25 protein-coding genes are annotated in these 23,737 nt (G+C 72.9%); 12 read left to right on the top strand and 13 right to left on the bottom strand.

The features are described from left to right. The first annotated feature begins 98 nt into the window (after positions 1-98). Complete coding sequence (locus tag ACYVNR_RS20525) at positions 99-749, top strand: HdeD family acid-resistance protein (RefSeq protein WP_052677115.1); 651 nt, start codon at positions 99-101, stop codon at positions 747-749. Between the two features lie 28 nt (positions 750-777). Here ACYVNR_RS20525 and ACYVNR_RS20520 read toward each other — a convergent pair whose 3' ends face one another. The 5 genes from ACYVNR_RS20520 to ACYVNR_RS20500 form a co-directional block, all read right to left on the bottom strand. Further along, positions 778-1,143: a YciI family protein gene (locus ACYVNR_RS20520; protein ID WP_458798934.1), complete on the bottom strand. Its 366-nt coding sequence runs from the start codon at positions 1,141-1,143 to the stop codon at positions 778-780. 112 nt (positions 1,144-1,255) lie between these two features. Continuing rightward, positions 1,256-1,870 (bottom strand): response regulator transcription factor, encoded by a 615-nt coding sequence (locus ACYVNR_RS20515; RefSeq protein ID WP_045188776.1) that lies wholly within the window; start codon positions 1,868-1,870, stop codon positions 1,256-1,258. Continuing rightward, positions 1,867-2,967, bottom strand: coding sequence for a sensor histidine kinase (locus ACYVNR_RS20510; RefSeq protein ID WP_461050655.1), 1,101 nt, complete (start codon positions 2,965-2,967; stop codon positions 1,867-1,869). Before ACYVNR_RS20510 ends, ACYVNR_RS20515 begins: the two co-directional genes overlap by 4 nt. Before the next feature lie 5 nt (positions 2,968-2,972). Further along, on the bottom strand, positions 2,973-3,719 hold the full coding sequence (locus ACYVNR_RS20505) for an ABC transporter permease (protein ID WP_461050654.1): 747 nt from the start codon (positions 3,717-3,719) through the stop codon (positions 2,973-2,975). Beyond that, positions 3,716-4,786 (bottom strand): ABC transporter ATP-binding protein, encoded by a 1,071-nt coding sequence (locus ACYVNR_RS20500; protein WP_461050652.1) that lies wholly within the window; start codon positions 4,784-4,786, stop codon positions 3,716-3,718. The genes ACYVNR_RS20505 and ACYVNR_RS20500 overlap by 4 nt, the downstream gene beginning before the upstream one ends. A 152-nt stretch (positions 4,787-4,938) precedes the next feature. On the opposite strand from ACYVNR_RS20500, the gene ACYVNR_RS20495 reads away from it, so the two are divergent. The 11 genes from ACYVNR_RS20495 (at position 4,939) to ACYVNR_RS20445 (ending at position 13,899) form a co-directional block, all read left to right on the top strand. After that, complete coding sequence (locus tag ACYVNR_RS20495; RefSeq protein WP_045188778.1) at positions 4,939-5,379, top strand: SRPBCC family protein; 441 nt, start codon at positions 4,939-4,941, stop codon at positions 5,377-5,379. A gap of 66 nt (positions 5,380-5,445) precedes the next feature. Next, positions 5,446-6,969: a molybdopterin-dependent oxidoreductase gene (locus ACYVNR_RS20490; RefSeq protein WP_461050649.1), complete on the top strand. Its 1,524-nt coding sequence runs from the start codon at positions 5,446-5,448 to the stop codon at positions 6,967-6,969. A gap of 112 nt (positions 6,970-7,081) precedes the next feature. Next, positions 7,082-7,756, top strand: a complete 675-nt coding sequence (locus ACYVNR_RS20485) for a fasciclin domain-containing protein (protein ID WP_461050647.1) — start codon at positions 7,082-7,084, stop codon at positions 7,754-7,756. A 46-nt stretch (positions 7,757-7,802) separates the two neighbouring features. Further along, positions 7,803-8,414: an ECF RNA polymerase sigma factor SigK gene (gene sigK, locus ACYVNR_RS20480; protein WP_461050645.1), complete on the top strand. Its 612-nt coding sequence runs from the start codon at positions 7,803-7,805 to the stop codon at positions 8,412-8,414. Continuing rightward, positions 8,411-9,235, top strand: a complete 825-nt coding sequence (locus ACYVNR_RS20475) for an anti-sigma factor (RefSeq protein WP_045188784.1) — start codon at positions 8,411-8,413, stop codon at positions 9,233-9,235. Before sigK ends, ACYVNR_RS20475 begins: the two co-directional genes overlap by 4 nt. Before the next feature lie 242 nt (positions 9,236-9,477). Next, positions 9,478-9,906 carry a hypothetical protein gene (locus ACYVNR_RS20470; protein WP_052677116.1) on the top strand — a complete coding sequence of 143 codons (429 nt, stop codon included), beginning with the start codon at positions 9,478-9,480 and terminating at the stop codon, positions 9,904-9,906. Between the two features lie 12 nt (positions 9,907-9,918). Next, a complete protein-coding gene (locus ACYVNR_RS20465) occupies positions 9,919-10,572 on the top strand; it encodes a vWA domain-containing protein (protein ID WP_461050643.1) in 654 nt (217 codons plus the stop codon). Positions 10,573-10,668: 96 nt separating this feature from the next. Next, complete coding sequence (locus ACYVNR_RS20460) at positions 10,669-11,688, top strand: hypothetical protein (RefSeq protein ID WP_461050641.1); 1,020 nt, start codon at positions 10,669-10,671, stop codon at positions 11,686-11,688. Positions 11,689-11,730: 42 nt separating this feature from the next. Further along, complete coding sequence (locus tag ACYVNR_RS20455) at positions 11,731-12,339, top strand: hypothetical protein (protein WP_461050639.1); 609 nt, start codon at positions 11,731-11,733, stop codon at positions 12,337-12,339. 26 nt (positions 12,340-12,365) lie between these two features. Then, the gene (locus ACYVNR_RS20450; protein WP_461050637.1) at positions 12,366-13,307 is read left to right on the top strand and encodes a phosphotransferase enzyme family protein; all 942 of its coding nucleotides are present in this window, start codon (positions 12,366-12,368) and stop codon (positions 13,305-13,307) included. A gap of 28 nt (positions 13,308-13,335) precedes the next feature. Further along, positions 13,336-13,899: a hypothetical protein gene (locus tag ACYVNR_RS20445; RefSeq protein WP_461050635.1), complete on the top strand. Its 564-nt coding sequence runs from the start codon at positions 13,336-13,338 to the stop codon at positions 13,897-13,899. 118 nt (positions 13,900-14,017) lie between these two features. Here ACYVNR_RS20445 and cobA read toward each other — a convergent pair whose 3' ends face one another. The 8 genes from cobA to ACYVNR_RS20405 form a co-directional block, all read right to left on the bottom strand. Then, positions 14,018-15,247, bottom strand: coding sequence for a uroporphyrinogen-III C-methyltransferase (gene cobA / locus ACYVNR_RS20440; RefSeq protein WP_461050633.1), 1,230 nt, complete (start codon positions 15,245-15,247; stop codon positions 14,018-14,020). Then, complete coding sequence (locus ACYVNR_RS20435; protein WP_045188800.1) at positions 15,235-16,605, bottom strand: sulfate adenylyltransferase subunit 1; 1,371 nt, start codon at positions 16,603-16,605, stop codon at positions 15,235-15,237. The genes cobA and ACYVNR_RS20435 overlap by 13 nt, the downstream gene beginning before the upstream one ends. After that, positions 16,605-17,546 (bottom strand): sulfate adenylyltransferase subunit CysD, encoded by a 942-nt coding sequence (gene cysD / locus ACYVNR_RS20430; RefSeq protein WP_461050631.1) that lies wholly within the window; start codon positions 17,544-17,546, stop codon positions 16,605-16,607. Before cysD ends, ACYVNR_RS20435 begins: the two co-directional genes overlap by 1 nt. After that, positions 17,543-18,292: a phosphoadenylyl-sulfate reductase gene (locus ACYVNR_RS20425; protein WP_082080748.1), complete on the bottom strand. Its 750-nt coding sequence runs from the start codon at positions 18,290-18,292 to the stop codon at positions 17,543-17,545. The genes cysD and ACYVNR_RS20425 overlap by 4 nt, the downstream gene beginning before the upstream one ends. Beyond that, positions 18,289-20,013: a nitrite/sulfite reductase gene (locus ACYVNR_RS20420; RefSeq protein ID WP_461050628.1), complete on the bottom strand. Its 1,725-nt coding sequence runs from the start codon at positions 20,011-20,013 to the stop codon at positions 18,289-18,291. Before ACYVNR_RS20420 ends, ACYVNR_RS20425 begins: the two co-directional genes overlap by 4 nt. Positions 20,014-20,180: 167 nt before the next feature. After that, the gene (locus ACYVNR_RS20415; protein ID WP_461050626.1) at positions 20,181-21,230 is read right to left on the bottom strand and encodes a lytic transglycosylase domain-containing protein; all 1,050 of its coding nucleotides are present in this window, start codon (positions 21,228-21,230) and stop codon (positions 20,181-20,183) included. Between the two features lie 56 nt (positions 21,231-21,286). Next, a complete protein-coding gene (locus tag ACYVNR_RS20410; protein WP_461050624.1) occupies positions 21,287-23,176 on the bottom strand; it encodes a copper resistance CopC family protein in 1,890 nt (629 codons plus the stop codon). Continuing rightward, positions 23,176-23,676, bottom strand: coding sequence for a hypothetical protein (locus tag ACYVNR_RS20405; RefSeq protein WP_045188807.1), 501 nt, complete (start codon positions 23,674-23,676; stop codon positions 23,176-23,178). Before ACYVNR_RS20405 ends, ACYVNR_RS20410 begins: the two co-directional genes overlap by 1 nt. Positions 23,677-23,737: the final 61 nt, after the last annotated feature.

Raw genomic sequence — 23,737 nt, 5'->3', positions numbered from 1 at the left:
TGTGGCGCGATCTGCGCGGTTTGGGGTGTTCGCGGCCCACGTCGGGGTCAGACTGGAAGCACCGCACCTCGGGCCGACCTCACCCCTCAGGAGCAACCATGTCGAGCACCGTCCCGGACGCCGCCGCCCCCGACCCGAACCCGCCCGGCCCCGGCGTCACCCGAGGCCGGCACCGGGCCACCCTCGAGGAGTCGCACTGGACCATGCCGCTGGTCGCGCTCGGCATCCTGTCGATCGTGCTCGGAGTCCTCGTGCTCGCCTGGCCCGGCGTGACCCTGCTCGTCGTGGCGATCACCTTCGGGCTCGAGCTCGTCGTCGCCGGAGCGCTGCGCATCTCGACGAGCCGGCTGCTGCCGACCGAGCCCGCCTGGCTCAAGCCGGTGTCGCTGGTCCTCGGCGCCCTGTCGGTCGTCGCCGGCATCATCTGCCTGCTGCGGCCGGGCACCTCGCTGCTCGTCGTCGCGATCGTCATCGCCGCCGGCTGGCTCTCGGAGGGCGTCGCCGCCGTGGCACAGGGCGTGCGCGCCGGGCGCAGCGCAACGGCCCGCACGTTCCTCGTCGCGAGCGGCGTCGTCTCGGTGCTCGCCGGCCTCGTCGTCGCGATCTTCCCCGGCTCGTCACTCGTGCTGCTCGCGCGGCTCGCCGGCGTCATGCTCGTCCTCATCGGCGTCGCCGAGCTCGTCACGGCCTTCATGGCCCGGCGCGCGGGGACGCCGGGCGCCTCGACCCCGCGGCCTGCGCCGGCCTGACGGCGACCCCGCCCGACGGCATACGTGCTCAGCCCTGCGGGGCGTCCTCGAACTCGAAGACGCGGCGCACCTCGACCGAGACCTCGTCGAAGAGCGAGGCGAACCGCGACGCGAGCTCGACGGCCTCCTCCTTGCTCGACACGTTGACCAGGGCGAAGCCGCCGATGACCTCGCGGGCCTCGCTGAACGGCCCGTCGGTGACGGAGACGCCGGCGCCCTCCGTCTTGCGGATGACGGCACCGTCCTTGGTCTGGGTCACGCCCTCGGCGGCGAGCAGCACGCCCGACTCGGCGCACTCGTTCATGAGGTCGGCCATCGCGTCCTGGAACTCCTGGCTCGGGTTCCAGGCCTCGGGGCGGGCCTCGTCGATCTTGTGGATCATCAGGTAGCGCATGGGAACTCCTTGGTGTGCCGGCCGGGTCGGTCCCAGCCTCCACCACGACGTCGATCGGCGGCGCGCGGAGTCGACACTTCGATCCCCGAAACATCCCGCCGCTTGACCGGGCTCAGAGCCAGCCGCGCTCCTGGGCGACCCGGGCGGCCTCGGCGCGGGTGGACGTGCCGGTCTTGCCGATGGCGGCGGACAGGTGGTTGCGCACGGTGCCCGCAGACAGGTGCACCTGGCCGGCGATGGCGGCCACGGTGCCGCCGCGCAGCGCCACCCTGAGCACCTCGCGCTCGCGCTCGGTGAGCGGGTTCGCACCGTCGACGAGCGACTCGGTGGCCAGCGAGGGGTCGACGACCCTCAGCCCCGCGTGCACCCGGCGCACGGCCTCGGCGAGCTGCCGCGCCGGGGTGTCCTTGACGACGAAGCCCGAGGCCCCCGCCTCGAGGGCCCGGCGCAGGTAGCCGGGGCGCCCGAAGGTCGTCACCACGAGGGTGCGCACGCCCGGCAGCTCGTCGCGCACAGCCGCAGCGGCCGCGATGCCGTCGATGCCGGGCATCTCGATGTCGAGCAGGCACACCTGCGCGCCGGAACGCCGCGCCGCGTCGACGACCTCGTCGCCGCGGCCGACCTCGGCGACGACCTCGAGGTCGGGCTCGAGCGCCAGCAGCGCCGCGAGCGCGCCCCGCACGAGGGCCTGGTCGTCGGCGAGCAGCACCTTGACCGTCTCGCTCACAGCCGCACCTCCAGCACGGTTCCGTGGCCTTCGCGGCCGGTCTCGAGCGAGAGGCGCCCTCCCGCGGCCTCGACCCTCTCACGCAGCCCGCGTATGCCGTTGCCCTCGGGTCGCCCGCCGAGCCCGCGGCCGTCGTCGCGCACCGTCAGGCGGTCACTGTCGAGCTCGACCCAGCACGCGTCGGCGTCGCTGTGCCGCATGACGTTCGTCGTCGCCTCGCGCAGCACCCACGCCAGCACCGTGCGGTGCCGCGGGTCGACGGCCGCCGGGTCGTCAGGCACGTGGGCCTCGATGCCTGCACCCGCGAGCGCCGTTCTGGCCGAGGCGAGCTCGTTGTCGAGCCGGGCCTGGCGCAGGCCGCCCACGGTCTCGCGGATCTCGGCGAGCGCCTGGCGGCTCAGGGCCTGGATCTCGGCCAGCTCGGCCTTGGCGCGCTCCGGGTCGAGGTCGACGAGCCGTTCCGCCAGCTCGGCCTTGACCGTGACGACGGTGAGGGAGTGGCCGAGCACGTCGTGCACGTCGCGGGCCACGCGCTCACGTTCGGCGACGAGGGCCAGCTCGCGCGACATCGCCTGGTACTGCTCGCCCCGCTCGCTCATGAGTCGGATGACCGCCGTCATCGACCCGACGGCGAAGACGATGATCGCGACGACCCACGTGTCCTCCCCGGGGGCGACGAACACGGCCGCGAGGGCCGCGACGACGACGCCGACGACCCCCTGCGCCATGGCCCACACGACCGGCAGGGCGAACATGCCGAACGACACGACGAACGGCAGGAAGCTGAGGCTGCCGACCCCGATGAGTGCCGCCATCGCGACCGTGCAGGCGACGAGGACGGTCAGGTAGGCCACGCCCCGACGCGTCCGTGGCCGGCAGTCGCGCTCGAGCCGCTGCAGGTGCTGCGCGCCGAAGGCATAGACGAGACCGAAGACGGCGATGAGCGCGAGGCCGACGACCACCTGCCAGCCCGGGCGGCCGGTGTTGACGACGGCGAGCACCGGGAAGACGAGGAAGACGAGCCAGACACCCTGGACGACCCACGACCAGCGCTCCCACGGATTGTCCACCGTCGAGCCGGCGGCGGGGGCATCCACGGCCGTCACTGGCGCTCCCGCCCGCGCCGCACGAGCACCGTCGCCAGCACCCCGAAGACGAGCGCCCAGCCGACGACGTTCGCGACCGGCAGCCAGAGCGGGTCACGCGACCCGTCGGGCAGGAACCCTTCGGTGAGCGGGTAGCGCGCCAGGGCGGCATACCCGTAGAGGGGGGTGAGCTTGGCGAACGACAGCAGCGCGCCCGAGAGCGGGATGAAGAGGTTGCCGAGGAAGGCGAAGATCACGAGCGTGCCGGCGGCCGCGCCGACGGCCGCCTCCGAGCGAAACGCAGTTCCGATGAGCAGGCCGTAGAGCGCGAAGACCGACGACCCGAGGAGCACGAGCGCGGCGCTGAGGGCCCACGCGGTCGCCGACCCCTTGGCGCCGGTGATGGCGCCGAGCACGTAGGTGAGCAGGATCGGCACGGCCGCGACGGTCATCGCGATGAGCGCCTTCATGGCGATGTACGAGCTGTCGGCCAGCGGCGTGAGGCCGAGCTGGCGTCCCCAGCCCTGCACGCGCTCGACCGCGGCGTTGCCGCCGATGCTCGTCGTGGCCGTGACGGCGCCGTATGCCGCCATGCTGATCATCACGTACATCGCGACGTTGCCGTTGCCGATGTCGGCGCTCTTCGCGTCGACCGTCGAGCCGAAGATCAGGTAGAAGAACGCCGGCAGCACGGCGGTGAAGAACATGCCGGCCCAGTCGCGCGTGATCCGGCGCATCTCGAGCAGGGTGAAGGTCGCGTTCATCGGACGAGCTCCTCGTCGTGGTGGTCGTGTCTGGCATCGAGCCGGGCGTCGAGTCGGGCATCGAGTCGGGCATCGAGTCGGGCGGCGCGGCCGCCGTCGCCGGCGCCCTCGCCGTCGGTGGTGCGGTCGCGCCCGTCGCCGGTCAGGGCCATGAAGGCCTGCTCGAGCCCGGCGGTGACGATCTCGAGGTCGGTGCCGCCCAGCTCGCCGAGCAGGAGCCGGGCCACCGCGTCGGAGTCGGTCGCGGAGACGAGCACCCGGGCGCCGCGCTCCTCGATGCCGCGCACGCCGTCGGTCCCCCTGAGCACGGCGACCGCGCGCGAGCGGGACTGCTCGGGCAGCGTCGCCGACACCGTGCGCCCGCTCGCTCGCGACCGGATCTCGGCGGTCGTGCCGTCGGCGACGATGCGACCACCCGCGACCAGGACGATGCGGTCGGCGAAGGCATCGGCCTCCTCGAGGTAGTGCGTGGCGAAGACGACGGTGCGGCCGGCGCTGGCGTCGGCGTGCATCGTGTCCCAGAAGTCGCGGCGGGCCGTGACGTCCATACCGGCGGTCGGTTCGTCGAGGACGAGCAGGCGCGGGTCGGGCAGCAGCGCGAGCGCGAAGCGCAGCCGCTGCTGCTCGCCGCCCGAGCACTTCGAGACCCGGCGGTCAGCGAGTGTCGCCAGCCCGGCGCGGTCGATGACCTCGTCGACGGGCGAGTGGACGGCATACGTCGACGCGATCATGCGGACCGTCTCGCGGACGGTGAGGTCGCGCAGCAGCCCGCCGGTCTGCAGCACGGCGGACACCGCGCCCGAGACGACGGCCTCGCGTGGGCGGCGCCCGAAGACCTCGACCGTGCCGCTCGTGGGCTCGGTCAGGCCGAGCACCATGTCCAGGGTCGTCGTCTTGCCGGCGCCGTTGGGGCCGAGGAACGCGACGACCTCGCCCGGCTCGATGCGCAGGTCGATCGCGTCGACGGCCCGCACCTCGGTGTCGTGCGAGCCGCGCTGCGGCGGAAAGGTCTTCACCAGACGGCGCAGCTCGATGGCCGGGGCGGTCGCTGTGGTCGATGTGGTCACGGTGCCACTCTCCCAAGCCACGGCGGCCACCGTCAGGGGCAACGGTCACGGCCTGCCCGTGACAGGTGTCATGGCGGCCCTGGCTGAACGGGTGACCCTGCCGGACCGCGAGCCCTGCCTGGACCGCCGCGCAGTAGGTGAGACTGTGGCCCATGGCGCACTTCACCGTCGTGGTCGAGACCGAGCTGCCCGCTGACGAGGCGTGGCGGCGCCTGCTCGACCTGCGGGCGCACACCCGCGCCATCCCGCTGACCACCCTGCGCGGTGAGGTGCTGACGGCCGACGGGCTGCGAGCCGGGTCACGTTTCGTGGCCCGGACGGCCGTCGGGCCCGTCGGCTTCGACGACCGCATGGTGGTGGACCAGATCAGTCCGCCTGCCCTCGAAAGTGCCGGGACTGCGCGGATCCGCAAGGAGGGCAACGTCGTTCGCGGGCAGATCGACCTCGCCGTCGTGCCCACCGGGCGGGGCTCACGGGTCGAGTGGGATCAGGTCATCCGCGTGCGCCCGCTGCCCGCGGCGCTCGACCCCGTCGTCGCGCTCGTCGCACGGCTCGCGTACGGCACGACCATCCGTCGCCTGCTCCGCGGCTGAGCACCGCGCCCCGCGCGGCCGGGCCGTCTGCCATCCGGTCGGGCCGCCTGCGACGAACCACGGTGCATGACACGTCTACGACTCGCCCTGTGCGGGATCCTCGCCGCCATGGCGGGCATCGCCGCCGGCCACCTCGTCGCGGCGTTCGTGTCGCCTGCCGCGTCACCGGTCCTCGCGATCGGTTCGACCGTCATCGACCTCACCCCGACACCCGTCAAGGAGTGGGCGATCGCGCGCTTCGGCACCGCCGACAAGGCGGTGCTGCAGGGCTCGGTGCTCGCCGGGACGCTGGCTCTCGCCGCCGTCGCTGGGCTGCTCAGCCGCCGCAGGATGCCGTTCGCCGTGGGTCTCATCGTGCTGCTCACCGGTCTCGCCGGCGCGGCCGCCCTGCTCCGACCGGCGGCCGCCGTGCGCGACGTCGTGCCGTCGCTCGCCGCCATGGCCGCCGGTGTCGCGGTGCTGGTGTGGCTGGCCGGGCTCGCCCGGCGGGCCGCCGGGGGCGAGGACCAGGCGGCCGCGATCCCTCGCACCGTCGGCACCGGCAGGCGCGGGTTCCTCGGTGGCGCGCTCGGCGTCGCCGTCCTCTCCGCCCTCGCCGTCGTCGGCGGCCAGCTGCGCGCCGGCGCCCAGCGGGCGAAGCAGCTTGCCCTCCCGCGCGCCCAGGACCCTGCCAAGCCGTTGCCGAAGGGCCTCGAGTCGACGGTCAAGGGCATCTCGCCCCTGCGCACCCCGACCGACAAGTTCTACCGGGTCGACACCAACCTCGTCGTGCCCCAGGTGGACGTGGACACGTGGACGCTGGAGGTCGACGGCATGGTCGAGCGCCCCGTCACGATGACCTTCGCCGAACTGTCCGCGATGCCGCTCATCGAGCGCGACATCACCATGACGTGCGTCTCCAACGAGGTCGGCGGCGGCTACATCGGCGCCGCCCGCTGGCTGGGGGTGCGGCTCACCGACGTGCTCGACCGCGCCGGGGTCAAGGGCGCCCCGGACCAGCTGCTCAGCACCGCCGTCGACGGCTTCACCATCAGCACCCCGCTGTCGGTCGTCCGCGACGGCCGCGACGCCATGGTGGCCATCGGCATGAACGGCGCGCAGCTCAGTGACACCCACGGGTTCCCCGCACGCCTCATCACCCCCGGCCTCTACGGCTTCGTCGGCGCCACGAAGTGGCTCACGAAGCTCACGCTCACCACGTATGCCGCCGACCAGGCGTACTGGACCAAACGCCAGTGGGCGACGGACGCACCGATCAAGACGAGCGCCCGCATCGACACGCCGGCGCCGCTCTCGACGATCCCGGCAGGCCGCACAGCCGTCGGTGGTGTCGCCTGGGCGCAGCATCGCGGCGTCGGGAAGGTCGAGGTCAAGATCGACGACGGTGATTGGCAGGCAACGAAACTCGGTCCGGACGTCGGCATCGACTACTGGCGGCAGTGGTTCCTGCCGTGGGACGCGAGGCCCGGCCTGCACCGCATCTCGGTCCGCGCCACAGACCTCGCGGGGCGAGCCCAGATCACCGAGCGCGCGACGCCCTTCCCCAGTGGCTCGAGCGGCATCCAGGAGGTCGTGGTGACCGTCACCTGAGTGCACCCTCAGCACCCGCCGCGAAAAAGCTTGTCCCACAACCAATCCAAAGCTGCGACAGCAGCGAACCCCCTCTGACTGTGCACCACCACACACACCAGGAGCTATCGAGATGAAGACCATGAAGACGCGTACCGGGCTCGTCGCCCTCGCCATCGCCCTGCCGCTCGGCCTCGCCGCCTGTGGCAGCTCCACCGACAACACCGCATCCGCCGGTGCCGGCAGCACGCCCGCCGCGAGCTCGTCGGCCACCTCCGACGCCATGACGCCGACGCCGTCCGAGACGATGAGCTCGTCCGACTCGATGGACGCCTCCTCGGCCGTCTTCGGCGCGGGCTGCGCCGCCGTGCCGAAGGACGGCAAGGGCTCGTTCAACGGCATGGCGACCGACCCGGTGGCGACGGCCGCGGGCAACAACCCGCTGCTCTCGACGCTCGTCACCGCCGTGAAGACCGCCGGCCTCGTCGACACCCTCAACTCGGCACCCGAGATCACCGTCTTCGCGCCCGTCAACGACGCGTTCGCCAAGATCCCCGCGGCCGACCTCAAGAAGGTCCTGGCCGACAAGCCGACCCTCACCAAGATCCTCACGAACCACGTCGTGGCCGGCAAGATCGCCCCGGACAAGCTCGCGGGCGACCACAAGACCCTCGCCGGCACCACGATCACGGTCAAGGGCTCCGGTGAGGACTTCACCGTGGGCAAGATGGACGCCAAGGTCATCTGCGGCAACGTCCCGACCGCCAACGCCACGGTCTACATCATCGACGGCGTCCTGATGCCCTGATCGTCTCCCGACCAGGCTGACGCACACCACGACGACGGGCGACACAATGGACCCCATGTCACGGTTCTCGGTGGTCCCCTCCGGCGATGAGTCGCCGGAGGGGACCTCCCGCCCAGTCCAGCTGGAGCGCCTGCTCCGACGGGCCGCGACGGGTGACGAGTCGGCGTTCGCAGAGCTCTACGACGCCGTCTCCGCCCGTCTGTTCGGCCTCGTCCGCCGGGTCGTGCGCGACCCGGCCCAGTCCGAGGAGGTCACCCAGGAGGTCTTTCTCGAGATCTGGCGGCACAGCGCTCGCTTCGACCCGTCCAAGGGCGCGGCCCTGTCGTGGATGCTCACGATCGCCCACCGCAAGGCCGTCGACCGGGTCCGCTCGGCGGAGGCCGCCCGCCACCGCGACGAGGGCTACGGCGCCAGCACCCACGACGTCACCCACGACTCCACGTCAGAGGCCGTCGTCGAGCGGCTCGATGCGGAGCGGGTTCATCGGGCCCTGGAGACGCTGACCCAGGCCCAGCGACAGGCCCTCGAGCTGGCCTACCTCGGCGGCTACACGCACACGGAGGTGGCCTCGATGCTCGACCTGCCACTCGGGACCGCCAAGACACGCATACGTGATGGACTCATCCGACTACGAGACACGCTGGGGGTGACACTGTGAGCGACGACATCCACGCGCTCTCGGGTGCCTATGCCGTGGACGCACTCGACGACGTCGAGCGGGCGCGGTTCGAGCGACACCTCGCCGGCTGCACCGCGTGCCAGGCCGAGGTCGACAGCCTCGTTGCCGCGGCGACGGAGCTGTCGGTGCTGACCGAGGCCACCCCTCCGGCTTCTCTTCGCGCGAAGGTCCTCGCGGACATCGCGAACATCCGCCCCCTGCCGCCGCTCACCGTGCCGCGTGAGGAGCCGGTCGACGACGTCGCCGCGCCCACGCCGGCACCCGAGCCGACCGCAGCCACCGGGGCGGAGCCGACGGCTGCCGGCCCGCGCGATGACGAGCTCGGCGAGCGACGTCGCACCCGCAGCACCCGCGGGCTCGCCCGCGGATGGCGTCTCGTCGTGGCTGCTGCCACGGTGGCGGTGCTCGCCATCGGCGGCTTCACGGTGTGGCGTCAGGTCAACACCGACCCGTCCAGGGCGATCGCCGACCAGGTGCTGGCCGCGGGCGACAGGACCAGCACGGCCAAGCGCTTCCCCGACGGCTCGTCGGCAACGGTGTGGCGCTCCGAGTCGCTCCACAAGGCGGTCATCGTCACCTCCAGGATGGCCCAGCCACCGAACGGCAAGGTCTACCAGCTGTGGCTGCAGGACCCGACCGGGCACATGGCCTCGGCCGGCGTCATGCCGGCCGGGCCCGACCAGGTCGTCGTGCTCGAGGGAGACGCGAGCAAGGCCACCGGGGCCGGCATCACCGTCGAGCCTCCCGGCGGCTCGGGCCAGCCCACCTCCGACCCGATCGCCCTCTTCTCCTTCGCCTGAACCACCGTCACAACCGGTCGCCCGTCCGTCGGGCGGTCACGCGCTCCTTCTCGGCTTCCCCGCCTGCAGCCCGTGGCCGCCCGACCCGGGCGCCCCAGCGCACGCCCACCCCACGCGTACGCCCTCGGGACGGCCCGCGCCACGCGAACTCCGCCCCGCCGGACTCATCGGAGGCAGGCCACGAACTCTTGGCGGCCCCGACGCTATTGCGTCGCCGCAGTTAATGCGGCATCGTGGTGGGCATGAGCAGCGAGCACCCGCAGAACCCTGCACCGGCAGCCTCGAGCGAGACCATCCGGGCGGCGATCGACGCCGCTTCCTCGGCCCTCGCCGGCGCTGACGCCGAGGTTCCCAGCGCCGCGCTGCCGCTCCTGCGCATCGCCCAAGAGCACGTCACCACCGCCATCGACGAGGCCATGGCCGCCGTGCTGGTCTCCGAGGGCGGCACCATCCGCACGGCCGGCGCGCTGGCGGGCCTGTCGGAGAACGCCGTCGGCCCGCGCCTCGCACGCACGCGGCTGCTCGCGGCATACGGCTCGGACTCCGGTCGCGTCACGGCGGCCGGCGTCGAGCGCGCCCGCTACGACCTCGAGGAGGGGCGGCACCGCGTGGCGGCCGACTCGCCCGACCAACCGAAACCGATGCGCTTCCGCGCGCGCCGCACCACCTGAGAGGGGACCACCATGACCGACCCGAACCTCACCCACCTCTACTTCCTGCTCGACCGCAGCGGCTCCATGCAGTCGATCAAGGACGACACCGAGGGCGGCTTCAACGCCTTCATCGAGGAGCAGCGGTCGCAGTCCGGCCAGTGCCGCGTCACCCTCGCCCAGTTCGACGACCAGTACGAGGAGGTCTACCGCGACCGGCCCGTCGCCGACGTGCCCCCGCTGCAGCTCGCCCCGCGCGGCAGCACCGCCCTGCTCGACTCCATCGGCCGACTGGTCGGCGAGGCCGGCCAGCGGCTCGCCGCGCTGCCCGAGCACGAGCGGCCCGGCGTCGTCATCGTCGGCATCATGACCGACGGCCACGAGAACGCGTCGCGCGAGCTCACGCACCCGCAGGTCAAGGCCATGATCGAGCGCCAGACGAAGGACTACGGGTGGCAGTTCCTCTACATGGGCGCCGACCAGGACGCCATCGAGGTCGGCTCGAGCATCGGTGTCGCGGCGGCAAACTCGTTGACCTGGAGCCGCGGCAAGGTCGCGGCTGCGATGGCCGCCACGTCGCGCAACATCGGCCGCACCCGCTCCGCGGTCGCCGCCGGCGTCCCGATGCACGAAGCCGCCTCGCTCATCGCCTTCGACGACGAGCAGCGCGCCGCCGCACAGGAGTGACGGCGAGGTCGATTGCCGTGTTTTGCTGCGGTTGGTGCCCGATGAGAGGAATCTGAGTTGGGTCAGTGAACGCCGTGAGCAGGCAGGGGACTCGACATGCAAAGTGTGATTCTCGAGGTCGCCATCGGGTTGGCCTTGGTCTACTACGTCAGCGCCACGCTCGTCAGCGGGGTGGCCGAGGGCCTGACCCGGCTCATGAACACACGGTCGAAGATGTTGTGGGCGGCACTGGCCCGCCTGTTGAAGGACGATGACGAGAGCGCGCGCACGCTAGGCGCTCCGAGAATCTTCCAGAGCCTGGTGCCGGGGGCGCAGTTCGACCCCAGACCCGAGGCGCTCAATGCGCCGGCGCCCGGCGTGACCGCCGCCGGCTACTCGTCGGGCCAACGCCTCGCGGACTTTGCCGGGGCACCCTCGGTCAAGGGGCTCGACTACGTGACAGGCGGCCGCACCAAGGTCACCAACGTGCCAGGCGCCGTCTTCGCCTCGGCCATCCTCGAGCTCGCGACCATCAAGGGCACCGGCGGCACCGTCCAGGCGCGACTGGAGTCCTTGGCCGCGGCCTACGGAGACTCCCCGATCGGGCAGTTCCTCGCCACGCGCGCCGCTCAGCTCGGCGACGACGTCGACAAGATCACGGACGAGCTCTCGAAATGGTTCGACGCGCAGATGGTCAGACTGACGGAGACCTACCGGAAGAACATCAAGTACGTCCTGGCCGTGATCGGGCTGATCGTCGCCGTCCTCTGCAACCTCGACACGCTGCGGATCGCCGACGGCCTTCGAACCGACGCCGCGGTGCGGCAGGTCGTCACCGCGACGGTGGGTGACCTCACGTCCGCCGACATCACGGCAGGGTGCCAGACCACCGTCACCGACCCCGTCGAGAAGACCCTGAACTGCGGTCTGCAGAAGCTCGACAAGATGGCCACGCTCGGCGTCGTCATCCCCTTCTCCGAGGGCTGGTCAGACCGGTGGTCCAGCAGCTGGACGGGCGGAGCCAACCCCGTGTCCCACGTGCTCGGGCTCGCCGTGACGGTCGGCGCCATGGCCCTCGGCGGGCCCATGTGGTTCGACTTCCTGATGTTCCTCAGCGGTCGCAAGAAGGGAGGCTGACGGATACGGGCCAACGGCCCGGACCACGGGTACGTTGTCGCCATGAGCGACGCCCCCGGCCCGTCCGGGCCCGCACCGGCGTCGGGGAGCCCCGACGAGCAGTTCGTCGTGCCTCTCCCCACGCAGGCGCTGCCCGTCGCCGAGCCGACCCGCGCCCTCCCGACGGCGGGCTCCGCGCCCGTCGTCCCACCCGCCCCGACGAGTGCGCCGACGAGCGCCCCGAGCCCGTATGCCGCTCAGCCGAGCCCGTATGCCGGCCAGCCGAGCCCGTATGCCGCTCAGCCGAGCTGGTGGCCGCCGCCCGCCGGGGCCGTGGCACCCGAGGCCGGCTCGGCCGGCAGCGACCGGCCGGTCGACCCCCTCATCGGCCAGGTCGGGTCGGCCCTGTTCTGGATCACGGTCGGGTGGTGGCTCTTCTTCGTCGTGCGGCTCATGGGTCGCATCGCCCGCGTGGGCTTCGACGACACCCTCGTCATCCGCACCATCGACGCCGGGCCCGAGGAGACCGTGGCCGCCGCCGTGCTGTCGGTGCTGGCGGCGCTCCTGCTGCTCCTCGGACGCGGCCGGGCGGGCAGGACACCGCTCGGCTGGGCCGCCCTCGGCCTCGCGGTGCTCACGGTCGCCATCACCGTCTGGCGGCTGCTGCCGTGAGCCGGCACTGCTGAGCGGACACTGCGGTGCTCACCCCCTCGGCGGCCGACGCGGTCGCAGACGCCTACGCCCTCCCCGGGCCGGCCCGACTGACCGGGCCGGTCGCGCGGGGTCAGCTCGGCCAGGTCTGGCGGCTCGACACCTCGGCGGGGACCCATGCCGTGAAGGAGTGGTTCGCGACCCCCGACCTCGCCGACGTCTCCCGGGACGCCGACTTCGTCGATGCCGCCCTGGCCGAAGGCGTCTTCACGCCGCGGCTCGTGCGCACCCGGCGGGACGAGGTCGCGACCGTCGTCGCCGACACCGCGGTGCGCGTCTTCGAGTGGGTCGACCTGCGGTCCCGGTCACGACAGCTGGACCCGGCAGCCGTGGGCCACACCCTCGCGGCGCTGCACCGGGCCGGCGCGCCCACCGACGCCGCGGTCGACAACTGGTTCGCGGCCGGGTTCGGCGAGGCGAGCTGGCGGGAGCTGCACCAGCGCCTCGTCGACGAGGACGCCCCGTTCGCCGGGCAGCTCGGGGCGCTCGTCGACGAGCTCGTCGCCGTCGAGGCGGTCATGGAGCCGCACGAGTCGCCGATCACCTGCCACCGCGACCTGTGGGCCGACAACGTGCTCGCGTCGGCCGACGGCCGCGTCTGCGTCATCGACTACGAGAACATGGGCCCGGCCGACCCCAGCCAGGAGCTCGCGATGGTGCTCTTCGAGTTCGGCGACGACGACCCGTCGCGGGCGCGTCGGCTCAACACGGCATACCGCGAGGCCGGCGGCCCCGGCCACGTCACCCGCCGCGGCCACTTCACGATGCTCGTCGCGGAGCAGGCCCACATCGGGCAGCTCGCCTGCTCGCGCTGGGTCGGCGCGACCAGGGAGGCCGAGCGGGCGCGCCTCGCGCAGTGGTTCCTCGAGATCCCCGACGACCCCGTGACGCTCCCCCGCATCGACCGCATCCTCGCCGCCGTCACGTAGCGGCCGCGCGTCGGCATATCGTGACCGCGTGACGAGCTTCGGGCGCCTCGTGCTGGCGCAGGTGAGGTCCATCGGGTCCCGCAACGCATGCCTCACAACGAGCGACCTTCCCGGCGGACCGTGGGCGGCGCGCGGGCAGCGGACCTACCGCACCGGTGCGAGCGGCAGCACCAGTGACGCGATCACGCGGGCCCGGGCCGCGCGGTCGGTGACGAGCGTGCGGGCGTACCAGGAGGTCGGCCGCGCCGACCTGTTCATCCAGGTCATCCCGTTCGCCACGCCAGAGGATGCCCGGGCCGGCCTCGACGAGCTGCGCGCCCTGCCCCGCACGATGCCGAGGACCAAGGGCCTGTCGGACGTCGGCGAGCTGCGCACCGTGTCGCCGCCCGAGGTGGTGGGCGCCAGTCACGTGCAGGCGGCCGAGCAGCCGTTCGTCCTCGACGGGGAGCACTCGCGCACCCTGACCGCGTGGTGCGTCGTCGGCAGCACCGTCGTCGTCGCCGCACTCGGTGGCCGGTCGGGTGCTGTTCGCTGGCCCCAGCTCGCCGAGATCCTCGAGGCCCAGGCCGCCGCCCTGACGCCCACCACGTGACCGAGCGTTCTCTCGATCGGGTTCTCGATCGGGTTCTCGATCGAGAGAACGCGTTGTCACGGACCGACGGCGTGACTACGCGTACTTTCGATCGGCTCTCGATCGAGAGAAGGCGTCGTCACTGGGGGTCGGTGGGCCAGTGGGGGCTGAGGCGGACGACGTCGCCGACGACCACGACCGCCGGGGCACGCACTCCGCGTGACCGGGCGAGGCCGGCGATGGTCGCGACGGTGCCGACGGTCGTGCGCTGGTCGGGGGCGAAGCCGCGCTCCACGACGGCCACCGGGCAGTCCGCCGAGCGGCCGTGCGCGACGAGCAGCTCCGTCGTGCGCGCGAGCTGGGTGACGCCCATGAGCAGCACGAGCGTGTGGTCGCCTCCGGTCGGCAGCGCCGGGATGTCCTCGTGGCCGGTGACGACGGTGAAGCCGCGCGCGACACCGCGGTGCGTCACGGGGATGCCGGCCGCCGCGGGCACCGAGACGGCGCTCGTCACGCCGGGCACGACCTCGACGGGTATGCCGTGTGCCTCGCAGGCCTCGCGCTCCTCGCCGCCGCGGCCGAGCACGTAGGGGTCGCCGCCCTTGAGGCGCACGACGCCGACGCCGCGCTGAGCCTCCTCGACGAGGATGTCGTTGATGCGCGACTGCGGCACGGGGTGGTTGCCGGGGGTCTTGCCGACGTCGATGACGCGCACCGAGGCGGGAAGGCGGTCGACGACGGCGCGCGGCGCGAGCCGGTCGACGACGACGACGTCGGCCGAGGCCAGCAGCTCGTGGCCGCGGGTCGTGAGCAGACCGTCGACGCCGGGTCCGCCACCGACGAGGGCGACCCAGCCGCGGCGCCCGTGGGTGCGGGTGCGGCGCAGGTCGAGGGCGCCCGACACGAGGGCGCGCTCCACCCCGTCGCGGACGGTCACGGCCAGGCCCGGGTCGCCGGCGGCATACGCGGAGACGGTGACCCGGCCGTCGGGCGTCGTGACGTCGGCTCGGGCCGCGACGCTCGCGGTCGTCCCGGCGGCGTCGGTCGCGTCGACGCACCAGATGCGCCGGGACTCCGCGTCGGCGGCGACCTCACGGTCGACGGACGCCTCGCCCGTGGCGGTGTGGGCGAACCAGGCCCCATCGAGGTCGGCGGGTCCCGAGTAGTCGTGCTCGAGCCACTCGACACGTCCGGCGGCAGCGAGGTCGTGCAGGTCCTCGCACAGCCACGGCGCGACGACACGCACGACGGCTCCCTCGTCGAGGAAGGCCCGCACACGGCGTGCCGAGACCGGCCCGCCCCCGACGGCGACGACGAGGCGGCCGGTCAGGTCGAGGACGACCGGCAGCGCCGACTTCAGATCTCCCATTCCTCGTCACCCTCGGGCTGCGACGGGGCGTCGGCGGCGGTCGGCAGCGTGGCACCGACCATGCCCGCGGCGACCGTGCGGCCGTCGTGGGCGTCGATGAGCAGGAAGGACCCGCCGCGGCGCGACGTCGAGTAGTTCTCGACCGGCACGGGTGACGCCAGGCGCAGCGTCACGAGGCCGATGTCGTTGAGCGACAACGACTCCGCCGGCACAGCGTGCAGGTCGTCGAGGTCGAGGGCCCCGTCGAGCGTGCGGACGGCGGTCTGGACGGTGCGTGACCCGTGCTTGAGCAGCAGTCGCTGGCCGGGGCGCAGTGGGGCGTCGCCGAGCCAGCAGACGACGGCCTTGATGTCCTGCGTCGGCTCGGGGGCGTCGGTCGCGGCGGCGATGACGTCGCCGCGCGAGATGTCGATCTCGTCCGCGAGGCGCAGCGTCACCGACTGCGGCGCGAAGGCCTCCTCCAGGCTCGCCTCGCCGAGGTCGATACCCGTGACGGTCGTGCGACGGCCCGACGGGAGCGCCACCACCTCGTCACCGACGCGCACGACACCCGAGGCGACCTGGCCGGCATACCCGCGGTAGTCGCGGAACTGCGGGTCGCGCGCCGCGCCCTGCGGGCGGATGACGAGCTGCACCGGCAGGCGGAACGACTCGTTCGCGGGGTCGTCGGACGGCGGCAGCGCCTCGAGCAGCTCGAGCAGGCTCGGGCCGGCATACCAGGGCGTACGCGTGGAGCGCTCGGCGACGTTGTCACCGTCGAGGGCGCTGACGGGGATGGCGATGGCGTCGACGACACCGAGCTCGCGGGCCACCGCCTGCACCTCGGACTCGACGCGGTCGTAGACCTCCTGCGAGAAGTCGACGAGGTCGATCTTGTTCACGGCGACGACGACGTGCGGCACCCGCAGCAGTGCGGTGACGGCGAGGTGCCGGCGGGTCTGCTCGAGCACGCCCTTGCGTGCGTCGACGAGGAGCACGACGACGTCGGCGGTGGAGCTGCCGGTGACCGTGTTGCGCGTGTACTGCACGTGGCCGGGGCAGTCGGCGAGCACGAACGACCGGTTCGCGGTCGCGAAGTAGCGGTAGGCGACGTCGATCGTGATGCCCTGCTCGCGCTCGGCGCGCAGGCCGTCGGTGAGCAGCGCCAGGTCGGCGGCGGTGAGCCCGCGGTCGCGCGACACGCGCTCGACGGCGGCGAGCTGGTCCGAGAGCACCGACTTCGTGTCGTGGAGCAGCCGGCCGACGAGGGTCGACTTGCCGTCGTCCACGGAGCCGGCGGTCGCGAGGCGTAGCAGCGTGCCGCGCCCGGCACCGGCGACGGCGGCGGGGTCGAGCACAGGCGTGGTGGCGGCGACCATCAGAAATAGCCTTCCTTCTTGCGGTCCTCCATGGCGGCCTCCGAGATGCGGTCGTCGGCGCGCGTGGCGCCGCGCTCGGTCAGGGTCGACGCGGCCACCTCGAGCACGATGTCGGCGTTGGTGCGGGCCGGTGACTCGACGGCGCCGGTGCACGACATGTCACCGACGGTGCGGTAGCGCACGAGGCGCCTCTCGACGGGCTCGTCGTCACGCGGCTGGCTGTAGGGGCCGACCGCGAGCCACATGCCGTCGCGGCGGAAGACCTCGCGCTCGTGGGCGTAGTAGAGCGGCGCGAGCGGGATGTCCTCGCGCTCGATGTAGCGCCAGATGTCGACCTCGGTCCAGTTGCTGATCGGGAAGACGCGCACGTGCTCGCCCGGGCGGTGGCGCGGGTTGAAGAGGTTCCACAGCTCGGGGCGCTGGTTCTTCGGGTCCCACTGGCCGAACTCGTCACGGAGGGAGACGATGCGCTCCTTGGCGCGCGCCTTCTCCTCGTCGCGCCGGCCACCACCGAAGACGCCGTCGAAGCGGTTGTCGTTGATGGCGTCGAGCAGTGGCACCGTCTGTAGCGGGTTGCGGGTGCCGTCGGCGCGCTCACGCAGCCGGCCGTCGTCGATGTAGTCCTGCACGCTCGCGACGACGAGGCGCAGCCCGAGCCGCTCGACGGTCTCGTCGCGGTAGGCCAGCACCTCGGGGAAGTTGTGGCCGGTGTCGACGTGCAGCACCGGGAACGGGATCGGCGCCGGCCAGAACGCCTTCGTCGCCAGGTGGAGCATGACGACGGAGTCCTTGCCGCCGCTGAAGAGCAGCGCCGGTCGCTCGAGCTCGCCGGCCATCTCGCGGATGACGAGGATCGCCTCGGCCTCGAGCGCGTCGAGCTGGCTCAGCCGCCGGTCGCTCCGGGCCTCAGCGCTCGGGGTGTTCGTCACGGTCGTCGTCATGTGTGGAGTCCGCACTCGGTCTTGGTGAAGCCGGCCCAGCGGCCGGCGCGGGGGTCCTCGCCGGGCTCGACCCGGCGGGTGCACGGCTCGCAGCCGATCGACGGGTAGCCGTCGGAGAGAAGGGAGTTGACCTCGACCTGGTTGTCGGCGGCATACGCCAGGAGCTCGTCGAAGGTCCACGCGGCCAGCGGGTTGATCTTGACCAGCCCGTTCTTCTCGTCCCAGCTCACGAGCGGCGTGTCGGTGCGCGTGGGGCTCTCCTCGCGGCGCACTCCGGTGACCCAGGCCTCGTAGAGCGGCAGGGTGCGGGCGAGCGGCTCGACCTTGCGCATCTGGCAGCAGAGGGCCGGGTCGCGCTCGTAGAGGCGGGCGCCGTACTTCTCGTCCTGCTCGGCCACGGTCAGCTCGGGCATGACGTTGACGAGGTTGATCGGCAGGTCCTCGGCCACGATGTCGCGCGTGACGATCGTGTCGGAGAAGTGGTAGCCGGTCTCGAGGAACAGCACGTCCACGCCCGGCGCGAAGCGCGAGACCACATGCGGCAGAACGGCATCCGCCATCGAGCACGCCACGGCGAGCGAGCCGTCGAAGTGGAAGGCGGCCCACGCGGCGATCTCGTCGGCGGTCGGCTCGTGCTCGGGGTCGGCGCCGAGGGTGGCGTTGAAGTCGTCGACGATCGCCTTGAGCTCGGCCTCCGAGCGGCGCTTGCGCGGCACCTTCGGCGTGGTGAGGGGGACAGCGGTCACTGGAGAGCTCCTTCGTCTGCTCGGGCGGACCAGGCGGAGAACGTCTCGCCGGTCTCGCGCTGGTCGAGGAAGGTCCGCACGACGCGCTCGACGTAGTCGGGCAGGTCGTCGGCCGTCACCTTGAGGCCGCGGACGGTGCGTCCGAGGCCGGCCTCGTCGCGGTCGACCGAGGCGAGGCCGCCGCCGAGGTGCACCTGGAAGCCGGGCACCTGCTCGCCGTCGATGGTGACGAGCTGGCCCTTGAGGCCGATGTCGGCGACCTGGATGCGGGCGCACGAGTTGGGGCAGCCGTTGACGTTGAGGCTGATCGGGGTGTCGAGCTGGTCGGTGACGTCGGCGAGGCGCCGCTCCAGCTCGGCGATGGCCGTGGCCGCCGTCGCCTTCGTCTCGACGATGGCGAGCTTGCAGAACTCGATGCCGGTGCAGGCCATCGTGTTGCGGCGGAACGGGCTCGGCGCCACGCTCAGGCCGAGCTCCTCGAGGCCGGCGGTCAGCGTGTCGACGTGCTCGGCGGGGACGTCGAGGACGACGAGCTTCTGGTGCGGCGTGAGGCGCAGCCGGTCCGAGCCGACCTGCTCGAGGAGCTCGACGAGGCCGGTCAGCACGTCACCGCTGATGCGTCCGACCGTCGGGGCGGCGCCGACGTAGAAGCGGCCGTCCTTCTGCTCGTGCACGCCGACGTGGTCGCCGGGACCCGTCGGGCGGGCCGGGGCCGGGCCGTCGGGGAGGGCCCGCTCGAGGTACTCGTCCTGCAGCACCTGGCGGAACTTCTCGGGACCCCACTCGGCGAGGAGGAACTTGAGGCGGGCCTTGTTGCGCAGGCGGCGGTAGCCGTAGTCGCGGAAGATCCGGATGACGCCGTGCCAGACCTCGGCCGCCTCCTCGGGCCGCACGAAGACGCCGACCCGTTCGGCGAGGCGCGGGCTCGTCGAGAGGCCGCCGCCGACCCAGAGGTCGTAGCCGGCGCCGAGCTCGGGGTGCACGACCCCGACGAGCGAGACGTCGTTGATCTCGTGCACGACGTCGAGGCTCGGGTGGCCGGTGATCGCCGACTTGAACTTGCGCGGCAGGTTCGCGAGCTCGGGGTCCCCGATGTAGCGGTCGAGGATCTCGTCGATGACCGGCGTCGGGTCGAGGATCTCGTCCTTCGCGATGCCCGCCAGCGGGCTGCCCAGGATGACGCGGGGCGTGTCGCCGCAGGCCTCGGTGGTCTGCAGGCCGACCGCCTCGAGACGGCGCCAGATCTCCGGCACGTCCTCGACGCGGATCCAGTGGTACTGGATGTTCTGCCGGTCGCTGATGTCTGCCGTGCCGCGGGCGAACTCCTGGCCGATCTCGGCGAGGGTGCGCAGCTGGGCGAGGTTCAGCGCGCCGCCGTCGAGGCGTACGCGGAGCATGAAGTACTCGTCGGACAGCTCGGTGTCGTCGAGCTGGGCGGTGCGGCCGCCGTCGATGCCGGGTTTGCGTTGCGTGTAGAGCCCCCACCAGCGGAACCGGCCGGAGAGGTCCTGCGGCGGGATCGAGGCGAAGCCCTCCTTGGCGTAGACCTGCTCGATGCGCTCGCGGACGCTGAGGCCACCCTCCTCCTGCTTCCACACCTCGTTGGCGTTGAGGGGCTCGGTGCCGTCGACCTTCCACTGGCCGTTCGAGCGGCCGGCGCGGGGCGGCCGGGTGCCGGGGCGCGCGGGCACGGTCCCGGGCGAGGAGTCGGTGACGGTCATGTGATCGAATGTATAACCGCTCATTATCTTGACCCAAACGGGTCCGGTATCCGATCCATCCCCACCGGATGGGTGGGAGTTGACCACCCACCCCCGCCCATCGAGAAAGCAATCCGTCCGGACGGATTGCTTTCTCGATGCGAGTGGGGTGGGGAAAGGGGGTCCGCTCAGGGGCCGGCGAGGGCCCCGGAGGTCACGGCGCGGACGATGCCGACCACGGTCGAGAGATAGCGCTGCGAGTGGTTGTAGGACAGGACGGCCGCCCGCAGGTCGGCGGCCCGCGACAGGTCGCGCCCGCCGGCGCAGAGGTAGCCGGCCGCCGCGAGCGCCGCGTCCTCGATGTTCTGCGGGTCGCGTATGCCGTCGCCGTTGCCGTCCGCACCCCAGATCCGCCAGGTGGCCGGGATGAACTGCATGGGACCCACGGCCCGGTCCCAGACGGGGTCGCCGTCGAAGCGTCCGCCGTCGCTGTCGCGAATGGCGGCGTAGTTGCCACCGGTGAGGGCCGGCCCCCGGACGGGAGGCACCGCGTCGTGCGACGCGTCGAGCCGGCGGCCGCGGAGCGAGGACGACTCGACCTCGCCGATGGCGGCGAGCAGCATGACCGGGATGCGGCACGAGCTCTTCCTCGCCGCGGCGGCCGTGTAGGCCGACCAGATGATCTGTTCCTTGCTCAGGGGTCCGTTGGCGGAACCCTTCGGCGGGACCGCCACGGCCGTCGGCACCCGGATGTCGGCTCTCGGCTGCCAGGTCGAGGCCGTGGCGCTGGTGCCGCCGCCGGGCTGGAGCGTCGCCGGGTCGGGTGCCGCGCCGACGTCCGCCTGGGGGTCGCCCGGGCCGGCCGGCTTGGCCTGCTGGGCGGTCACGACCGAGCCGGCCGCGAGCAGGAGGCGCTCGAACAGCGGCGTGACGAGCACCCCGCCGAGTCCGCCGAGGGTGGGCAGGGGGTCGGCAGTGCGCGCCGGGGTGCCGTCCGTACCACCAGCACCGCCCGCACCGCCCGCACCGCCGAGCGAGCCGGATGGTGCCGACGGGCCCGAGGTGGGGGTGGTGGACGCGAGCGGCGGTCCGAAGCCGAGGCTCGGCTGCACGGTCGGGGAGGGCGTGGCACCGGTCGAACCGTCGTCGGCGGCACGAGCCGGAGTGGCGGTGAGCACGGCGCAACCCAAGGCCGCGGCCACCCCCGCCGCGAGCAGGCGCTCCATCCGCTGACGCATCCCCACTGCTCCCTGCTGCTGCGGGCCCGACCCCCTCGGACCCGCGTCGACTCTTCTCAAGTAGAACGCGAAAGACGCTCGGGCGCCTGCGTATCCGATTTGTCTGCGGCCGCAGCGACCACCCCACCGGCCGCCCGCGCGCGGCGCGACGATAGCCGCGACCGGAGCAGGGCCGCGGCGGCCAGTCCGCCGAGGACGGCGAGAACGGCGAGCACAAGCGCGGTCCACGCGAGCGGGCCCGCGATGGGGGCTCGCGACACGACGGTCTCGACCGGCGTGCTGGGCGCGACGACCCACCGGATCGTGCTGCGCACGTCGTCCAGACCGCGCCGGTGCACCGCCACGTCGAGGTCGACGGCTCCGTCGGCGGGGAGCTCGATGCCCGCCGCCCACCGCGACCCGGTGACCTGCTGCGCCGCCACCGGGTCGGAGGCGGGCCGTGCAACCTCGGCGTCGGTGTCGGCGGCCGCGGCATACCGGAGAGAGACCGTCACCCCGGTGACAGGTCCGGGCGAGGGTCGTCGGGTGTCGAAGACGTCGACCATGGCGACGCTGGCTCCGGGACGGTTGGGGCGCAACGCGACCGTCTGCTGCAGGTCGGCCACCGCACGGCTGTCGACGACGCTCGGCTCGTCGCGCGTCACCAGCTGTGGCGCGGTCGCGGGCTGCCCGGTGGCCAAAAGGCCGCCGAGGGCCACGACGACGGTGAGGCCCACCGCCTCACGCCGCAGCCGAGGTACGCGTGCGGCCGAGCCCGCTCGGACCGCTCGCGCCGTGCCCAGCGCGATGAGACCGACGACGGCGGCTGCGACGAGCTTGGCGACGAAGATGCGGCCGTACGTCGTCACGAGGCCGGCGTCGACGGACACGATGACGTCGCTCGCGAGGTAGACGCCCGACACCACGACGACCACGACGGCACTCGTGGCCGGCACGGCGAAGCGGCGCAGAAGTGACGCGACCTCCCCGCGCGAGAGACCGAGGCCGCGGGCCCGCACCGCCACGAGCGTGAGGGCGCCCACCGCGCCGAGCCACGCCAGGGAGGCCAGCAGGTGGGCCGTCGAGGCCAGCACCCAGGTGGTCCCACCCCGCAGCCCGGTGTGGCCGACGAGCACCGTGGCAAGCCCGGCGGCCGCCAGGGCTGAGACAGCGGCGGCGTCTCTGCGCCCGGACGCCGGGCGCGCCGATGAGCGCGAGGGCACGAGGGCCAGCGCAGCGACCACGAGGGCCAGCTCGCGGGCTCCCCACCGCACGGCATACGTGCTCGTGACGGCTTGGCCGCCGAACCGCACGACGTCCGCCACGAGCAGGAGCAGGGCGGCCGCAGCGCCCACCCAGAGCGCTCGACGGGCCAGCCGCCGCAGCCGCAGGACCGCGGGCAGGCCGGGAGCGGGGGCTCCGGGCTGCCCGCCCCGCAGCAGGAGCCGGCCGACGACCACCGCACCGAGCCCGGCGGCGAGCGCCGCGAGGACGGCCCACCGGCCGGCCAGCTCGAGCAGGTCGGGACTGGCCTCGCTCGGACCGGCTGCCCGGACGGCGCTCTGGACACCGAAGGCGAGGACGCCGCCGGACTCGTGGAGGTCGTCGGCCGAGAGCGTGCGCCACGTGACGTGGTAGGCGCCGATGCCGAGCGGCGGCAGCGCTGCCACCACCGTGGACGGCGACTCCCGGTCCTCGTCCTCGCCGACGAGCGTCAGCGTGGTGGCCTGGAGCCGGCGCCCCTGGGTGTCGGTGACGACGACCTCGGTCGACTCGAGCACGACGTGCTCGGTGAAGTGCAGCTCGACCGAGCGCGGCGCCTGCCCGAGGCTGGAGCCGTCGGACGGCGTGCTCGACGAGAGGTACGCGTGCGCCGACGCCGGCGGGGCGGCGCCGCCGACGACGAGCGCGAAGGCGGCGGCCAGGGCGAGAGCGAGCCCCACGGCATACCGGAGCGGGGGGCGCATCACAGCACCGGGACGTGCTCGAGACGGAGGCCGGAGGACTCGATCGTCATCTCCTCGCCGCTGCGCAGCGCGCCCCCCGTGTTCTGGTAGACGAAGTAGTAGGTGGCGCCGGCCCGGTTGATGTGGCCCTGCCGCATCATCGAGACCCGCGTCGTGGAGGCCGACCGCGCCTCGCTGCGCAGCGTCGGCGGGTGCGTGGTGTCACCGAGGAACCGGGTGGCCTTGTCGACGTCGAGCACGACGTAGCTGACGGTGACGAGGCCACCGTCGCCGACGACGGCCACTCGCGAGAACCGCACGCCGAGCGCGGTCTCCATCTGTGTGGATTGCGGGAACGGTCGCGCCCGCGGGTCGTCGCCGCGGACCAGCCGGCCGGCGACGACGCCCAGGACGGCGACGAGGAGCACGGCTGCGACCGCGATGGCGACGCGCAGCCAGGGTGGGCGAGGCTCCTTCGCCGGAGCCTCGTCGGGTGTCGGGACGTAGGTGGTGGTGTTCATTCGGACTGCCCTCCGAGGTGCCGGCCGGGGCCACGGGCAGGTGGCCCCGGCACGAGGTGGG

This window comes from Terrabacter koreensis, from assembly GCF_054783315.1.
This window is presented reverse-complemented; position numbering and strand designations above follow the sequence as displayed.

Coding starts and splice junctions, on each gene's coding strand:
- ACYVNR_RS20435 (WP_045188800.1), bottom strand. CDS start 16,605: ATGGTCGCCGCCACCACGCCTGTGCTCGACCCCGCCGCCGTCGCCGGT.
- sigK (WP_461050645.1), top strand. CDS start 7,803: ATGGACCCCATGTCACGGTTCTCGGTGGTCCCCTCCGGCGATGAGTCG.
- ACYVNR_RS20465 (WP_461050643.1), top strand. CDS start 9,919: ATGACCGACCCGAACCTCACCCACCTCTACTTCCTGCTCGACCGCAGC.
- ACYVNR_RS20525 (WP_052677115.1), top strand. CDS start 99: ATGTCGAGCACCGTCCCGGACGCCGCCGCCCCCGACCCGAACCCGCCC.
- ACYVNR_RS20520 (WP_458798934.1), bottom strand. CDS start 1,143: ATGCGCTACCTGATGATCCACAAGATCGACGAGGCCCGCCCCGAGGCC.
- ACYVNR_RS20415 (WP_461050626.1), bottom strand. CDS start 21,230: ATGCGTCAGCGGATGGAGCGCCTGCTCGCGGCGGGGGTGGCCGCGGCC.
- ACYVNR_RS20505 (WP_461050654.1), bottom strand. CDS start 3,719: ATGAACGCGACCTTCACCCTGCTCGAGATGCGCCGGATCACGCGCGAC.
- ACYVNR_RS20405 (WP_045188807.1), bottom strand. CDS start 23,676: ATGAACACCACCACCTACGTCCCGACACCCGACGAGGCTCCGGCGAAG.
- ACYVNR_RS20470 (WP_052677116.1), top strand. CDS start 9,478: ATGAGCAGCGAGCACCCGCAGAACCCTGCACCGGCAGCCTCGAGCGAG.
- cobA (WP_461050633.1), bottom strand. CDS start 15,247: ATGGGAGATCTGAAGTCGGCGCTGCCGGTCGTCCTCGACCTGACCGGC.
- ACYVNR_RS20455 (WP_461050639.1), top strand. CDS start 11,731: ATGAGCGACGCCCCCGGCCCGTCCGGGCCCGCACCGGCGTCGGGGAGC.
- ACYVNR_RS20420 (WP_461050628.1), bottom strand. CDS start 20,013: ATGACCGTCACCGACTCCTCGCCCGGGACCGTGCCCGCGCGCCCCGGC.
- ACYVNR_RS20410 (WP_461050624.1), bottom strand. CDS start 23,176: ATGCGCCCCCCGCTCCGGTATGCCGTGGGGCTCGCTCTCGCCCTGGCC.
- ACYVNR_RS20460 (WP_461050641.1), top strand. CDS start 10,669: ATGCAAAGTGTGATTCTCGAGGTCGCCATCGGGTTGGCCTTGGTCTAC.
- ACYVNR_RS20490 (WP_461050649.1), top strand. CDS start 5,446: ATGACACGTCTACGACTCGCCCTGTGCGGGATCCTCGCCGCCATGGCG.
- cysD (WP_461050631.1), bottom strand. CDS start 17,546: ATGACGACGACCGTGACGAACACCCCGAGCGCTGAGGCCCGGAGCGAC.
- ACYVNR_RS20485 (WP_461050647.1), top strand. CDS start 7,082: ATGAAGACCATGAAGACGCGTACCGGGCTCGTCGCCCTCGCCATCGCC.
- ACYVNR_RS20495 (WP_045188778.1), top strand. CDS start 4,939: ATGGCGCACTTCACCGTCGTGGTCGAGACCGAGCTGCCCGCTGACGAG.